At 49.0% G+C, this 14,771-nt stretch carries 16 protein-coding genes; 1 reads left to right on the top strand and 15 read right to left on the bottom strand.

What is annotated here, in order from left to right:
• Positions 1-146: 146 nt before the first annotated feature.
• The 14 genes from AB4Z30_RS11270 to AB4Z30_RS11205 all read right to left on the bottom strand — a co-directional run bounded on the left by AB4Z30_RS11270 (position 147) and on the right by AB4Z30_RS11205 (position 11,919).
• On the bottom strand, positions 147-362 hold the full coding sequence (locus AB4Z30_RS11270; protein ID WP_441926239.1) for a hypothetical protein: 216 nt from the start codon (positions 360-362) through the stop codon (positions 147-149).
• A 225-nt stretch (positions 363-587) separates the two neighbouring features.
• Positions 588-1,892 (bottom strand): tail fiber protein, encoded by a 1,305-nt coding sequence (locus AB4Z30_RS11265; RefSeq protein WP_441926237.1) that lies wholly within the window; start codon positions 1,890-1,892, stop codon positions 588-590.
• The gene (locus AB4Z30_RS11260; RefSeq protein ID WP_441926235.1) at positions 1,892-2,497 is read right to left on the bottom strand and encodes a YmfQ family protein; all 606 of its coding nucleotides are present in this window, start codon (positions 2,495-2,497) and stop codon (positions 1,892-1,894) included. The genes AB4Z30_RS11265 and AB4Z30_RS11260 overlap by 1 nt, the downstream gene beginning before the upstream one ends.
• On the bottom strand, positions 2,490-3,629 hold the full coding sequence (locus tag AB4Z30_RS11255; protein WP_441926233.1) for a baseplate J/gp47 family protein: 1,140 nt from the start codon (positions 3,627-3,629) through the stop codon (positions 2,490-2,492). The genes AB4Z30_RS11260 and AB4Z30_RS11255 overlap by 8 nt, the downstream gene beginning before the upstream one ends.
• Positions 3,630-3,633: 4 nt before the next feature.
• Positions 3,634-4,089, bottom strand: coding sequence for a DUF2634 domain-containing protein (locus AB4Z30_RS11250; RefSeq protein ID WP_441926231.1), 456 nt, complete (start codon positions 4,087-4,089; stop codon positions 3,634-3,636).
• Positions 4,082-4,492, bottom strand: coding sequence for a hypothetical protein (locus AB4Z30_RS11245; RefSeq protein WP_441926229.1), 411 nt, complete (start codon positions 4,490-4,492; stop codon positions 4,082-4,084). Before AB4Z30_RS11245 ends, AB4Z30_RS11250 begins: the two co-directional genes overlap by 8 nt.
• Complete coding sequence (locus AB4Z30_RS11240) at positions 4,485-5,474, bottom strand: XkdQ/YqbQ family protein (protein ID WP_441926227.1); 990 nt, start codon at positions 5,472-5,474, stop codon at positions 4,485-4,487. The genes AB4Z30_RS11245 and AB4Z30_RS11240 overlap by 8 nt, the downstream gene beginning before the upstream one ends.
• Positions 5,471-6,100, bottom strand: a complete 630-nt coding sequence (locus AB4Z30_RS11235) for a LysM peptidoglycan-binding domain-containing protein (RefSeq protein WP_441926626.1) — start codon at positions 6,098-6,100, stop codon at positions 5,471-5,473. Before AB4Z30_RS11235 ends, AB4Z30_RS11240 begins: the two co-directional genes overlap by 4 nt.
• Before the next feature lie 56 nt (positions 6,101-6,156).
• Entirely contained in the window at positions 6,157-7,932 is a 1,776-nt protein-coding gene (locus AB4Z30_RS11230) for a hypothetical protein (RefSeq protein WP_441926225.1), read from the bottom strand.
• Between the two features lie 182 nt (positions 7,933-8,114).
• A complete protein-coding gene (locus tag AB4Z30_RS11225; RefSeq protein ID WP_090918338.1) occupies positions 8,115-8,549 on the bottom strand; it encodes a phage tail assembly chaperone in 435 nt (144 codons plus the stop codon).
• A 162-nt stretch (positions 8,550-8,711) separates the two neighbouring features.
• Entirely contained in the window at positions 8,712-9,119 is a 408-nt protein-coding gene (locus AB4Z30_RS11220; RefSeq protein ID WP_110897169.1) for a phage tail tube protein, read from the bottom strand.
• A gap of 71 nt (positions 9,120-9,190) precedes the next feature.
• Positions 9,191-10,654, bottom strand: a complete 1,464-nt coding sequence (locus AB4Z30_RS11215) for a phage tail sheath subtilisin-like domain-containing protein (RefSeq protein ID WP_441926222.1) — start codon at positions 10,652-10,654, stop codon at positions 9,191-9,193.
• Complete coding sequence (locus AB4Z30_RS11210; RefSeq protein WP_441926220.1) at positions 10,654-10,854, bottom strand: hypothetical protein; 201 nt, start codon at positions 10,852-10,854, stop codon at positions 10,654-10,656. Before AB4Z30_RS11210 ends, AB4Z30_RS11215 begins: the two co-directional genes overlap by 1 nt.
• Before the next feature lie 69 nt (positions 10,855-10,923).
• Positions 10,924-11,919, bottom strand: coding sequence for a hypothetical protein (locus AB4Z30_RS11205; RefSeq protein WP_441926218.1), 996 nt, complete (start codon positions 11,917-11,919; stop codon positions 10,924-10,926).
• 405 nt (positions 11,920-12,324) lie between these two features.
• Here AB4Z30_RS11205 and AB4Z30_RS11200 point away from each other — a divergent pair, with 405 nt between their 5' ends.
• Positions 12,325-12,801 (top strand): hypothetical protein, encoded by a 477-nt coding sequence (locus AB4Z30_RS11200; protein WP_441926216.1) that lies wholly within the window; start codon positions 12,325-12,327, stop codon positions 12,799-12,801.
• 95 nt (positions 12,802-12,896) lie between these two features.
• On the opposite strand, the gene AB4Z30_RS11195 is transcribed toward AB4Z30_RS11200, so the two are convergent.
• Positions 12,897-14,600, bottom strand: coding sequence for a DUF4127 family protein (locus tag AB4Z30_RS11195; RefSeq protein ID WP_441926214.1), 1,704 nt, complete (start codon positions 14,598-14,600; stop codon positions 12,897-12,899).
• Between the last annotated feature and the right edge of the window lie 171 nt (positions 14,601-14,771).

Genomic DNA, 14,771 nt, shown 5'->3' with positions numbered 1-14,771 from the left:
CCTTTCATATATTGTTGAAAGTGTTTGTATTTGTAACCTTATGTTGCTTCCTACTTCAAGGTTCTTCCCCATCAGATTCTTTCTTGTTGTACATCGCAAGTGAGTTTCCTATTCCTTTCTACTTAAACAGGTTCATTCTGTTATGTTTATATCAAAGAAGTTGGTTGTTGTTCCAAGTGCTGCATTGGACTGGAAGACTCCGACACTTTGATGATTCGCATCGTGTAATACACCCAAAGTTTGGGTGTCTTTCCCCACGCTTTCCATCGCAGCTCCGTTGCACGATAAGGTGTTCCGTTTACTTCAATCGTCTCTAGTGCTTCAAAGAGCTTGTCTGGCAAGTCCTCTGGAATGTTTTTCATCCACCCAGCAAATCTCTTAGATGTGAGACTGTACGAACTGATCGCTGATATTTGGCGAGAATGTGCCTGTGTCAGGATTGATTGAGGTATTCGGAAAGTGACCTGATATTGTTTATGGGATGGAGTTGGTCATTTTGGTTGTAGTAATGACTCACTCCTTTGTTACTGGTCCCCACTCTATACTTAAAATATCATCTGTTCGACAATGATAAGATATCGTGTTATTTAATATCCCCAAGCTTCCCAAAAAATCTGATTATATTGCCAAAAATAAATAGTCATGCTAAACCCATTATTGTTAATCCGGTTCTCTCTAAGCATCTGACCCGTTCCTGAGGTAATGCCCCCATTGATTGCGGTATCTGGCGTAATAAAACCATAGAGACTATGAATAGGTTCATCAAAGAGAAAACAAGCAGTAAAGTAGCTATCATCATTAGCATAACGACCATACATTTTGACTATTTTAGGTCTAAATGCGATCCCACTAACACTAACTCTTCCCTCAGAAGCATAAGTGCTACCTCGAGTATATTTTGTAGTTTCAATCATACTGATTTTTTGGGCAAGTACAGCATTCGAATCACTGGTCGTTGCCCGTACACCTTTAGCTGTTATCTGATTCGCTATGCTTTGTTTTTCAGATGTAGTCATACGTTCTAAAGCCCCTGTTACACCAAAAAACGTTTTGTCTTTAGGCAAATTCCCAGCTATAAGATTAGGCTCACCTTTAATTATAATTGACGTCGTATAGCGTCCTTCCGCTTTAATTTGGTCCACAACCCCTGGTACAACTGTCCCACCAGTTCCGCGATCAGGAATAGTACCCGTTAAGCCATTTGCTTTTGCATTGCTAAACGTTTTACCAGCTATTACGTCATCACTTGTTACATTTCCTGTTGCAAGAATTATTGATGATAATTTTGGAATAAGTTTATTCCATGATTCATTTGTGGTTGCTGATACGCCGACGGAGTTAAGCGCGGCAACCACTTCCGCTTTTCGCTCAACTCCAGCTTGAAAAGCTGCACTCACCGCCTTCTCCGTCGCCGCCACCGTCTCGGACGTGCCGTCCGTCTTGTTGGACAGCTGTACTATCCCCGGTTCAGTCAATGATGCAGGTGGGATGGCTGTATTTAGGATATCCTCCTGCAGCTGTTGAATTTCATCCCTTGTAGGTACTTTTTTCCACGGCCCCCATCCGACATAGTAGTTCCTTTGAAAAACTTGTAGGTTACTCGGTTCAAAGGTTGTTAGAGTCTGGACTACACCAGCATGTCTTTCTATAGTCAAATGAAAGGCTACTCCTACTGGAGAATTAGCTAAAGTTCCTACTGTGGCATTCGTTGGGCAATAATATTCCCCTTCTGTAATATAGCTATTAAGATCCGATTCCGCAGGTATAAGGATGGATTCACGTGTCGCAACACCCGCATCAATCTTTTCAAAAATTCCGTTAATACTCTCCCGAGTCACATTCTCATTCCCCAAGGGGAGGGGTAACTTCAATCGATTCGTTTCCTGTGGCATTACGCCCACACCTCCAGTTCATTCCACGTCAAGGACGCGGCATCGAGTTCATCCCATGTCATCTGTTTGTTGTCTAGGTCGTCCCAAACCAAATAACGGTATTTATATTCCACAGCCATATGGGCCGGTTTTAGTTCATCTATGGCTCGTTTGAGATCATCGATATTAGGCGGAATGCCCATTGTATCTACAAAGCTCACCGTAAAGCTCCATGCTTCTGGCTGAAAATTGACATCAACCTTGCCCCCGGCATAGGCCTCAGCCACGTTAGCAACCTGCCTACCCGAAAACTTTCCAGCTCCGCGCAGCTTCGACTCCACCACAGCACGCCGCTGCTCCACAGGTTTGAGACGATCTGTCTCAATGCCCAGCTCCTGCTCCCAGTAATCCAGCCCCCAGGTCGCTGTGCGGACAAAAAACTGCTCCAACGTCTCATTCAGAGCCTGATACAGCAGATCCATCTCCGCACCTTTGGCCTGCATATCGGCCTGCATGACACGGGAAGTCTCATAGTACCGCGGCAAATAGGAGAACATCTCCCGGCCCTTCTCACTCGTCAGTCCAGCATCTACAACATGCCTCACCTCTACTCCAGCATTACTCATGCACATCCACCGTCCCCAGCACAGCCACTTGGCTGGCGGTCATCTCGATATTCTGGTCACTTACACCGTTCACGGTCAGCTCCGAATAGTCGATAATCGGCGGGATGTCCAGCAGGATCGCGGCAATGCGCGTGTAACGAACAAGTGGGTCAGCAAAAGCAAGCTGCTTCAAATACGCGGTCACCCCGCGTTCGATTAATGCCCGGACATCTGCCAGCGTGGCATCACTTGCCAGTGTCAGCTTCACCTGAATGTTCATCGGCACTTCCTCTGCCGGCATCACCGTCACCACAGGTCCAGCCGGAGCAACGCCCTCACCTTGTCCATCTTGCGTGGGGTCAACATACTTTTGCACTGCCGCCACCAGATCAGATCCCGCAGCACGCTTGTCCGTATCCAGCAGATACAGCCCGACCGTGCCCGGCCCCTGCCACAATGGAATTACACGCGTGGCCCCGACGCCCGGCACTTCACTCGCCCATTGCACATACTGTGCTTTGTTGCCGCTTGTTCCCTGATTGCGGACTTTGGCATAAAAGCGCTCCAGCAGCGCGGTATCCGCCTCGATGTCCGAACCACCCTTGATGACGTCCGTGTTCACCACAGACGTCACGCCGTTTACAGGTGTAGACAGCACGGTTACTGTACCTGCGGGTACATTGCTCTCTTTTCCAGCAACAAGTGCACGCACACCTACACTCCCCAGACCCTCCTCATCCAGCTCCACACGGCCCACCGTTTCATATTCCAACGACGCTTCACCGGATACCTCATCTGCGAGCGTAGCTACAACCGTACCTGCTGGCACGACTTTCCCCGGCTCACCCGTGAATTTCACGGTACCTTGGGCTGCCACAGCTGCCCGGCGTGTAATGCCATGTTCCCCTGCTCGCAAATCCAGTTCCTCCGAACGAAAATTCGGATCACGGCTCGCCGCCGTACTGGCAAATCCACGCCGCAGCAGCTCCTGCGCCCAAAGCGCCGCCTCGGATAGCATAAAAGCTACCGGAGCTTCCGCATCCCACAAAAACGAACCTTCCGACTTATCCAGATCCGCGGGCAGACGATCCAGCATACGCTGCATAATCTGTTCCTCCGTCTGGTCCTCCAAATAACGCGGAATCTCAGCCATCCCGTCAGATCACCTCACTTTCCAGAATAAACATCTCATCCTGCACACTCATCACCCGGCACGTAAACACACACTGCTCCCGGTCCCAATCAAACGTAAACTGGTCCACCGCATCCGTACGCGGATCAACCAGCAGCGTTTCCGTCACCATTCGGGCAATCTCACTTTCCATTACACCACGGCTATCCCCCTGACCGACCAGATCCTCCAGTTCCGAGCCGTAGTCCCGAGAATAGATCACATGTCTGTACCGCGGGGTTTTTACCGCTTTGATACACCACTGCACCCACGCTTCATGCGCATCTGCCGTAGCCACTTTACCACTGGGGGTCAGCACAAAATCACCAGCATCGTAGTCATAGCGCCAGCTTCGCCCAAAACGTACTTCTTCCGAAGCCGCACCCGACAGGTTCTCTTCATCTCCCCAGACCATACCCGTTTCCGGAAACAAACTAGGCATTCGCACTCACCACCTTACACATCACCACAATATCGTTACCGCCATTCACCCGCATCGCCAGCACGCGATCCCCGGCTTTCAATCCTTTGCCCAAAGACCAGACCGCTTCTTCCACTTCCCCTTTTTGCAAAAGAAACCGTCCCGTGCCCGTCGTACCGCCGTCTGCAACGTCAGATATCCCGGAAATCGCGCCAGCCTGCTCGCGCTCCGGTAACCCTAGCGTGCCCGGTAGCTCGGCCACGAGATAGTCCTGCACTTCGTGCTTGAAGTCATCCAGCTTCACACCGGACGTCGTGATCGTACCCAGCACTGCGCCCAGACCGCTCACGGCCTGACGGGAATGCGTGCTCATCGCTCCCCGCATCACATCGGCAAACTGCCCGTACGGATCTTCTTTATTCAAGGTAAAACCTCCTTTTCACCAGCTCCGCCGTGCCCAGCTCCAGCACCATCGTTCCCGGCCCGGCTGACAGATCCCGGCTGACAGACATGACGATCAGCTTCAGGCCTTTCAGGGTGACCGCGTCCCCGGCGCGAATCGTATTGATATCCGGCGCCGAGACTGTAAACGTCTCCTGAATGCCTGTCAGCTTGCTTTTTGCCAGCTTCTTCGCGGCGGCGGCTGTTTTTACCTGATCGTCCTCGATCAGTTTTTGCAACGTGCCTAGCTGCTCTGTATCCCCCTGCTCAATCGCCAGCACTTTGGAAGGTACCTCTTTGCCACTACCACCGGAGTCAGAAGCTGCCATCACCTTTACTTTCGTGACTGCGCCTTCGAGTGTCCGCATCTGCGTCAGATCGATAAGCCGATCCAGCGAGTGTACCTTCGTATTACTGCCTACCTTGAACAATTGCAGCCCTCCTGGCGTCATACGCGGATGGTACATATCTCCCCCGGACTTGGCCGTTTCTTTCAAATCGGCAAACATCATCGCAAAAATCGTCTGCGACCGATAGACAGCCTTACCCAGTTTGGTCTTGATCTCCGGAAGAGCAGCCAGAGGAATTTTCCATTCCTTGGCGTACGCTTTGAGCCGCTGTGCTGCCGTCTGATCCTTGGGAAACAGGAATTCATCCTCTGATTTTTCAAGATAAATCATTCGGTCGTAGACCGTGAGGGACAAACGCTTGGTACCGCTATTGGAGCTTTCCGCTTCCCAAATGACCGCTGGATGGAGAAGATGCACCATCGATTTTTCGCCAAAAGGAACCCCGCTGATCCGTACCGCCATGCCCGGTGAAATCGCAGGAAGACCGGAAGATGCCGATACTGCCAGCCGGATGTTCGCCTGATAGGCGATCTGGTCGAGCGAATCCTTCAGCGTAATGGTCTCCACCAGCTTGGTAATGTCATGTTTATCATCGACAATGACCTTGTAGGTCATGGCATCACCAGCTTTTGCCCCGGCTTGATCCGGTTCGGATCACTGCCGATGATTTTGGCGTTAAGCTTGTAAATCTCGTTCCATTTGGAACTGTTTCCAAGCTCCAGCTTGGCTATTTTGGACAGGGAATCCCCGGCTTTGACGGTATAAGTCTTGCTACTTTTTTTCAGATCGGTACGAGAACCGGACTTGCTCGCAGCAGTGCCCGAACCCACCTTCTCGACTTTGGAATCACGCCAGGTTCGCAAGGTCAGGTCAAAATAAATATCGCCCGTCTCCCCGCCGCGAAAGCTCGAATTGAGCGAAATCAGAAACACGGGTACATTCACTCCGGTTTCGGAGATGATGAAACGCAGCGGCTTTTTGGAGATGAGGAAGGTGTTCAGCACATTCATCGCCACACGTGGATCAGGAATGTCCGTCAACGTACAATAGGACTCGTCATATTCTTTTGGAAAAAAAGAAGAGAAGGTGATCTCCTTCACCTTCTCCCCTTGTGCAAAATCAAACTCGCCATGCTCCAGCATGTTAATCGTTTCGTACCCTTTGGACCTGGAAATGTTGACTTCTTCCGGATTCACGGGGAATTGAAACGAAGTACTGCCGTCTTTCAACGTAAATTCCATTTTCGCTGTATGAACCTCATCTTGAAGTACAGCCATATCTGCGGCCTCCTTTCTGCTTAGGCCATAATCGTTTTGCGATTTTGCATCGCGCGGCGGAACTCACTTGCAATCCGTTGCCCCACCTGTTGAGAAACTGCGTCATAATCAATAGCGTTCTCACGAACAGTCACCTGTACCGTACCTGGCGCAATATTTACAGCGATCTGATTCGTCGTTTCCGTTTTGAAATCCTTAAGGTAGCCCGCCAGACTGCCCATCTGCTCTTCCGAAATATGCACTGTGAGCGGTGATGATTTACCGCTCTGCTGCTCCGTTTGATTCAGCGCCATCGCTTGGGATTGCATCAGACTTGTTCCTGCATGTCCCGCAACCGTTGATGAACCAAATCGATTGTTCATATAGGCTTCGGGTCCGGTGATCGATATAAACTCTGGCCTGTATGGTGGCGGCATCTGCGGTGCCGGAGGTACGGAAGGTGTTGAAGCGACTGTTGCAGCCGGAGTGGTCTGCTCTTCTTTGTTCGAACCAAAACCGAAGAAATTAGAGATCCCCTCCGTGAGACTCTTTGTTTTCTCAGAGACGAAGTCAGCAGCACCCGATAACGCGTTACCTAACCCTTCCGAGGCATTGGATACAAAGTTACCGATATCCTTGGCCTTATCACCAATCCAGCCTCCTACTTCACCACCAGCCCAACCACCAACTGCACCGCCAATAACCGTACCGATCCCCGGCAAAATAAAACTGCCAATGGCGCTACCAATCGCCGTACCCGCCGTTCCGCCAATCATGTTACCCACAGCACGGCCTCTTTCCTCGGCAGGTGAATTGGCGATATTAGCGACATCCGCCAACATGCTGATTGGACCAAGCAATCTCTTGGCCGATTTGGCAAAGCCACCACCCAACTTGCCTAACATGCCATCTCCCGAAAAGAGATCAGGCATTCCCATTGGCGCAGAGGACATAAATCCAGAAACTAGATTGGATCTTCTGCCGCCGATTCTACGGTTTCGATTTCTCTCCATATCCAAGGATTCTCTGAATGTTCGGTCTGACGTATCTGTGACAAGATCGGCTACACTGGGAGTTGGCACAGATGCTGGAATAGAAGCTCTGGAACCCCCGCCTCTTCGCCCTCTTCCACCGCCCACTCTGCGAGTAGCTGTATTTTGAGAAGTTTCTCCCCCTGCACTGGAGCTGGAGCGAATGCGACGATTCCGTTTTGTACCCTCTGCAGCTTCCGTACTTGCACTGGGATTAGCAGCTTTGTTCTTTTTATCTTTTCGACTAGCCCACCATTCTTTCACTTTTATACCCTTACCGAATAAATCGGTAGCATTGTTAGCCATATTCAACCATGTGTCGACATTTTCCCACCATGCCTTATCCTCTTCTTTCGCCACATTATTAATCGTTGTATTGGTATTATTGCTCCCAATAACAACGGACATAGAGGAGGCACTCGCCGGCGTCATTTTCCCTATCGCAACTTCAACCTTTTGCTTTACCTCGACCGATACCGTTCCCGAAGCCTTCACTAGCTGATTACGGAAGCTGTTCAGTTTGATCAATGCACGATCCAAAGCCGGACTTAGCTGATCATCCAACCCAATCCTCGGTGTGATTCGCAATCGACTCAAACGTACTGCGGTGCTGTAGATACTTTCCAGTCTGCGACCAGTCATTCTCAGCTCATTGTTTACTTTGATCAATCCTTGATAACGAACCCGGTTCAAGCGATCCGTAGAGCGTTGAATCTGATCAAGGTATCGAAGCGTCGTTTTCATTTGTGTATTGGACTCGGATAACCCAATAATCAACTCTGCCATTTTTTCACCTCCTGCCTATTGTGTTTATCGATTCATTTGAGCACTTAGCGCCGCCATCTCCTCTTCCGAGAACGCAAGCAACAACGAGCGCTCGCCACGTGGCAAAGACCAGAACTCTCCGGGACGAAGATGATGTCGGACCCACATATGATATAGGAACGTGGTCATCCCGCCGGAGTGAATCAGTTTTTTAGGTCTTCAATCTCCACGCCGAAGCCAGACAGTTCAAGCACTTTGTCACCAACCGCATCCAGTTCACCAGCCAGCAACATACGGCGCACCGCTTGCTCCCCACCAGACAATTTCATCCGTCCTGTGATGCGGTTGTCTCCCCAACCGGACAGTTCCAGTCCGCGTACACTCATTTTCACCGTGGCCTCGGAGATCAGCAGGGCATTAAACGTTTCGGTATCCACCTTTTCCTCGGTGCGGCCTTTTGTCGTTTTGCGAATCGTACAACGTTCGCGAATCTGATCCACTTTGGAGGACGTCAATCCACGCAAGGTGAGCAGCAGATCCAGACGCTGGATACGCACATTTTCTTCTGGCAGACGTTCCGCCGCTTCAAACAACTGATCCAAAATTTGTTCTTCAGACAAATTTTCGTTCATACTCATCGGTTATAATCTCCTTTGTGTTTTCCCATTTATCTTCTTATGTGATACTGCTCCCTCGTATCTGACGAATAGTGCAAGACACCAAAAAGACCGAGAGATTCCCGGCCTAAATCGATGCCCTTATCCGCATTTATTAATGACAATATCATCCCGCTACAAAACTTAGTTCGCTACAATCGGATTCAGCAACTCAAAGCCTTCAAACGTAAAACCAGTCTCTTCCGGTACTTCCTCGCCCGCCGTCCAGTTGGCCAGCTGAATCTTATCTACCATACAACCTTTCAGCAGTACACTTTCATGTCCGTACGATTCCGGGTCGTCCAGCTTGGAGATAATCTGAAATTTAGTAAAACCACGCTGGATCATATCGGACGTGACCTTATATCCCGTCATCGTACCGGTTCCTTTTTTGGCACCGTTTTTGTGAACTTTCCAATCGTTGCCGACCAGATTCAGCTCGCGCTTCTCAATCTCTACGCTGGCCTCCAGCTTGTTAATATTGGTCTGCCACACTCCATCGATATGCAGCTGTCCGTGGGTACCGAGAATCACTCTTGACGCATCTAACATGTATATTTCCTCCTTATTTTAAAAAACTCTCTATAGCTACTTACCTACCAGCCTGTTACCAGACACTCTTCTTATTGCACGTAAAACGTACCAAACAACTGCTCCATCACATCGGTCAGCTTCACATTCCATTGCAGGAATACCTGATCCGCTTCTGGTTTCAGCACAGGTGCAGCGCCATAATACGCAGGGTCGAGCACAACATCATACCCTTCGGCTTCGATAACATTACTCTGTGCGAGCAACGCCAAATAGGCCTTCATTGCACCAATCAGTGCCTGACGACCTTCTTCGGTATTGTTCACTTTGCCGATGTACGTATCTTCTGCGGAGCGCTGCAAATCCATATTGATCGCATCCATGACCCGGATCGAACGGATTTTTTTCCATGCATTATTCTGTCCGGCAGCAGGAGTGACAAGCGTATTCACACCACGAAGTGCTTTCACCCGGCGTCCATCGTGGAAGAAAATAAATACGCCATTCTGTACAGCCTGCTCCTGTTCAGCACGCGTCCAGCGACGTGTTACATCATCGAACGGGGTTGCTGCATATGTCGTGGATTCATTCAGGCGCTGACCGGCAATGAGACCAGCTACATATGCTGATGTCTGTGCAGAGCTATAGAACGCATCGCCCAAACGTACGCCCGTACCCACATTAATTACACCTTCATGGTTCAACGTAAGGGAACGTGCAGCTGCTTTTTGAGCTGCCGTTGCAGAAGTATCATCTGCTGCGGAGCCGCCAAAGACAGCCATCACTGGCTTACCTTCATTACGCACCCGTTTCACCCATGCCGCAAAGCTGGCAAGCAACGCTGCATCCGCCGCATGATCCAGAGCGAGAACATCAAACTGCTCGCCTTCCAGCGCACCCTGCAAAGCAATGTACTCTGCATTAGTCAAGGCATCATTGCCACTTACGCCGCCTTTGAAAGCCGCACCCGATACGTTTGTAACCTCGCCTGTCCCATCTCCAATCGCCTGCGCGGTGATCCAGAGGTTTTGCTCATCGCCATTGATCTCTTTTGCAAGAGCTGCTGCCGTAACATCTGACGTCAAGAGCGCATATAACATCCGATTGCCTTCAAATAGACGCACTTCAAACTTCGTATTATCAATCACACCCGGTTGGATTGTCACATAGAATCCATTGGCGCGGTCACCCGGATACTTCGCATCAAGCTGCAACACATCCGCACCGTCACTGTCCTTTAACGTCAACGCAGCTGCTTTGGCTACCGAACTTCCCACCCGATACGCGAGCAGTTTCTTCGGTCCGCCGAGCAAAGCCAGCTTCAAAGACGTATAAGCCGTACCGTTGTCCAGTGCGTTCGCCGCAAACATACGTTCAATCGCTGTTTCACTGCTCACTTCCACAAACGTGCCCACAGGACCCCAGTTTGCCTTCACCGGCACAACAACCGTTCCACGACTGCCTGCCTGAATTGCTGAAGACGCTGCCGCCTGAAAATTCATATACAAACCCGGAAGGACCGGACGATTTGATTGTTCCCAAGTTCCACCTGCCATTATTGGTTCACCTTCGCTTTCAAAAATTGGTTGATTCTTACCTGTACTTCTTCAATGGAAAACGTCTGCTGCGCCGCTTCATGCAGCGCACCAGCCAGCATCTCTGCCTTTACGGCAAAGAGGGCTTCCGAATGATTCATCAGTTCAGCCCGCGTATATTGCGGGGGAACCGGGACATCTTTTTTCACTGAACTTGCCATCTTTTTCTCACCTCGTTGGTTAACTTCAAATACATAAAATATAAGTTGAACTAAAGATGTTTTACTGTTTTACTGTATTCCTTTGTTATGGTGAATTTCACGCATCAGCGGTGCATTGGAAACAGGACGGCGTATTCGCTGTGTCAGCGTCAGACGAATCTGTCCATTCAGATACGCATCTGCTTGCATATCGGCTGTTGCCTCATCGACCGTGGCATAACGTGTATGGCTTTCATCGATCGCGCTAGCTTCATTACTTTCGCTCCCAACCTGAGTCATTGGAATTCGCGATTGAAGCGCCAGTTGCTGGACCAGATGGCTTGTCGTTTGGTTTGTCAGACTTGTATCATCGGTGAGAACATGTCCGATCCACTGTTTGCGTACTTCGAGCGCCGATGTTCCTGCCACTGCGGTACTGTACCCGCTTAAACGCCACAACACCGACGGCATCTTATACCCCCCAGGCCAACTATCGCCATACACTGACCAGTCCGTTCCTAGCTCGGTCACTGTCCAACGCTGCAAGGCAGCAAGCCAAGGGTCACTCACAGCAGCATTCTCAGAAGCACGTTGCGGTGGTTCGGGAACGTATACACCAAAACGTAAACTGCGCGTAATCATACCCGATCCACTATCAACACGGTCACTGTCCGTGGAACCCAGATAGAGACAAGTGAAAGCTCCACCTTCCTCATCTTCCAGCCGCACCTGATGCAAGCCTGCAATCAACATCGCTGACCAGACCTCCACCTGCTCTGCACCCCCGTCCTCTGATCGGACATACGGTGAAATCTTGATGATCCGCCGATACCCTGCCCAGGCTGACTTCGGTACTTCTTCGGCAAAAGCGATAACTGCACACGGTCCTGATGACACTTCACCCAAAGCAGGAATATCCTGCACGCGTCCTTCCCAAGCAGGTACAAGAGCTGCGAGCTTCTGCTTTAACGTCTTTTTAATCCGTGTGCTCAGCCTAGTCTCTGATACAGCGTTGTTAATTTCTTGGCTCTGCTCATTGCTCATTTTATTGCTTGTTTCAGTGTGCATTTCATGTCTCATAGACACATTCATTTCGCCCCCCTTCAGCTGCAAAAGTGATTTCTGTCCCATGGTGCAGCAACCATGCGACAGGTCGGGAGTCCCCCTTTTTTACCGTAATTCAGGGTATACCGGATCAATGCAAGGACAACTTCACCGCATGAAAAAGACCAGCCCGATTGGCTGGTCTGTACATTAGCGTATGTGCTTTCGGTGCGCCCCTTTGCTATTGATCCGATAATACAATCTTACAGCCTTTACTCCCTAGCGCGGATGGTGATTCGGTTGACTTGTGCGCGAATAAAGAAGGTACTTGGGCGGTAAAAAGACGACTCTTTTTATGTGATTTTTTTCTCATATAGATAGACAATTAAATGTTAAAAATATACCATTAATAAAGTGATCGTGTTCTATTAGAACGGAGGCGATTGAATGAAGAAATCTGATCTATTTTACATTTGGGTGTTCATCTCAAGTTATTTGGCAGGTGTAGTTGCTTATACCTTGAGTTTATTGCTACTTTATGATGAAAAAATGAGTGGTTGGAGACAACTTCTCATGTGGACTGCCCCCTCTTTTTTTACAGTAACCTTGCTATTATTTCTCTTATCCATTCTTCTATTGAAATGGATGAATAAGTACTTTCTTTGGACACAAACGCTGTTATTCGCAATTGCAGCCATTGTCCCCGTATATTCTATCCCTATTCTTTCTGGATTTTGGAATTTCACAAGCATTGCTTTTCTATTTTCTCCAGAAGGAATGTTGTTCTACCTATTTTTCTTTATCTCATCTCTCATGTCTTCATATGGGGTATGGATCGCACATAAGCGTCACAGTTATAAATCATTTCTCATCATTTCTTTTGTTGTAGTTATGATGTTCGTCATTATAGCTGCTTGGAATTGAGAATCAGAAAGCGAGCCACCGTTCAGGAGTAGCTCGCTTTATTCGTTCTCAACTTGAATTGCAGTCCATTTCTTCTGTCATTCTAAAACATAATTTTAATTCATCCTCACCTGCGGACTCAGCGTAATTTCAAATGCACGTCCCCAGATGAAATCAGGGTTGTTATATTCCAGCAGCACACCGTTGTAAGTTGAATACGTCAGTTGCCCGCCACAGATCTGCCGGATTGCCGGATTCCCTTGCCCGAAAGCTGGTTTACTTGCCAGTTCAGCGGTGTGTGTCTGCATGAGGTCACGCAGCAAACTTTGCAGATGAACATAATCTTCTTCCGAGTTAAACAGCACCATATTTTGATCTGCCAACGTTGCCACATTGGTATACAGTGCATGAGCACGTGAATAGGTACGAACATCGGCAATGGCTACTGCTTTGTAACTGTAGTCCTTCAGGAACCGTTTGAACAACAGCGAGCCATGTGCATTCATCGCATCCCGCAACTTATGTTCATGCTTTTCCGTAGTGATCAGCGCAAATCTCGATTGTGCCATGCCCACGGCAAGCCCGATTTTGTTCCCCGGTGTATTCCATGCACTGTAACCAAGCACTCGCCCGGTATAGGGACTATTCAGCAACGCTTCAGCGACATCGACATTCGCAGGCCCTTTGCCCACAAAATCAATCAGAATCGAAGGCAGTCCCTGCTCCCCATTCGTTGCCAAACGCTCTACCGCCGCCTGCACCTGATCCAATGCTGTAATAGCGATGATCTCCATATCCACTGCGGAATCTGCTGCATCCTCAATCAAAACACCACCGACAATATCAACGTGATGCACCACATTTTGGTGTACATCCATATATTCGTATGTGTTGATGATCGTCGAGCCGTGTGGCCCGTAATACTTCACACCATATTTCGTTTTCGCTCCACCCCTGAACAGCTGATTCGCCATTCGAGCGACCAAAGCATGTCCCAAGCCATCGGCATCCGGCAAAATAATCGCACGATCCGGATTTTGTCCATCCGTACCGCCCAGCCATTCGTTAATCCGTGCTTCGACATACTTGATCTCATTGATCTGAACCCCCTGGGTGTTGGCATCGTCCACACCAACAGCAAGGAAATCAATATATCCCGTACGAGCCAACTGATCCAGAATGTAACGATTCGTTTTGAACTTATGCTGTCTTGTATTGTAGTATTTCTGTTTATCAAAATACGTGGTTTCCCCATACTCCACTCCATCTGGAGAAACATTATATCCTTGAATAATATCTTCAAATTCCGTATAAATTTGACGTGGCTGCTGCATCAGATCCCGGGATTCATTATACGCATCCAGTGCCAAGCCACCTGCAAATGAAGTCGTTGCAAGCCGCATAATGGTATCCATCACAAACAACGGTTTGCGTGGGTACTTTGTTTTGAGACTACGAATGAGATCCAGCAAATGAGTGGTTTGTTCATCATATGCGGGATATGTTCCCCCGCCGTCTTCTCGAAGCTGACGACTGCCGATGAGTCCACCGTAAGCAAGCATATCTGTAGAAATAATGAAGCCGTCTACCTTTGCTGCATGTTTAATAATAAAATCATAAACTTTGGACGGGTTCCCGTAAATGGGCGTAGAAGTGCCGAGAAGTGTAGTACCGTCGGTTGTTTTTTCCGTATCCAAACGGTTCTTGATATCCTTCAGGTTGGGTGTAACGATGTGAAGACCGGCTGCTTTCCCTTGTACAATTACGTCGTCCAGATTCGCCGGACGGTCATCGAGTGGAACATACAATACTGTTTTCATATCATATAGCCTCCTGTTTTTGATATTCTTCAATACCCGGACAGAGCAAGGTCACAATCACCGATTCGAAAAAAACATCTTTTGCTAGCCTGATCCTCCTGGGGAGAGCAACTTTCTGCTTTCTATATCCTGCAATCTGCACATTGCTTCCCTTGCTTCTGATCCGATAAT

The sequence above is a fragment of the Paenibacillus sp. 2TAF8 genome, from assembly GCF_052114825.1.
Lineage (GTDB): Bacteria > Bacillota > Bacilli > Paenibacillales > Paenibacillaceae > Paenibacillus.
The sequence above is the reverse complement of the archived record's forward strand: the minus strand, read 5'-3'. Positions and strand labels throughout refer to the sequence as shown.

Coding starts and splice junctions, on each gene's coding strand:
- AB4Z30_RS11270 (WP_441926239.1), bottom strand. CDS start 362: ATGAAAAACATTCCAGAGGACTTGCCAGACAAGCTCTTTGAAGCACTA.
- AB4Z30_RS11265 (WP_441926237.1), bottom strand. CDS start 1,892: ATGCCACAGGAAACGAATCGATTGAAGTTACCCCTCCCCTTGGGGAAT.
- AB4Z30_RS11260 (WP_441926235.1), bottom strand. CDS start 2,497: ATGAGTAATGCTGGAGTAGAGGTGAGGCATGTTGTAGATGCTGGACTG.
- AB4Z30_RS11255 (WP_441926233.1), bottom strand. CDS start 3,629: ATGGCTGAGATTCCGCGTTATTTGGAGGACCAGACGGAGGAACAGATT.
- AB4Z30_RS11250 (WP_441926231.1), bottom strand. CDS start 4,089: ATGCCTAGTTTGTTTCCGGAAACGGGTATGGTCTGGGGAGATGAAGAG.
- AB4Z30_RS11240 (WP_441926227.1), bottom strand. CDS start 5,474: ATGACCTACAAGGTCATTGTCGATGATAAACATGACATTACCAAGCTG.
- AB4Z30_RS11235 (WP_441926626.1), bottom strand. CDS start 6,100: ATGGAATTTACGTTGAAAGACGGCAGTACTTCGTTTCAATTCCCCGTG.
- AB4Z30_RS11230 (WP_441926225.1), bottom strand. CDS start 7,932: ATGGCAGAGTTGATTATTGGGTTATCCGAGTCCAATACACAAATGAAA.
- AB4Z30_RS11225 (WP_090918338.1), bottom strand. CDS start 8,549: ATGAGTATGAACGAAAATTTGTCTGAAGAACAAATTTTGGATCAGTTG.
- AB4Z30_RS11220 (WP_110897169.1), bottom strand. CDS start 9,119: ATGTTAGATGCGTCAAGAGTGATTCTCGGTACCCACGGACAGCTGCAT.
- AB4Z30_RS11215 (WP_441926222.1), bottom strand. CDS start 10,654: ATGGCAGGTGGAACTTGGGAACAATCAAATCGTCCGGTCCTTCCGGGT.
- AB4Z30_RS11210 (WP_441926220.1), bottom strand. CDS start 10,854: ATGGCAAGTTCAGTGAAAAAAGATGTCCCGGTTCCCCCGCAATATACG.
- AB4Z30_RS11200 (WP_441926216.1), top strand. CDS start 12,325: ATGAAGAAATCTGATCTATTTTACATTTGGGTGTTCATCTCAAGTTAT.
- AB4Z30_RS11195 (WP_441926214.1), bottom strand. CDS start 14,600: ATGAAAACAGTATTGTATGTTCCACTCGATGACCGTCCGGCGAATCTG.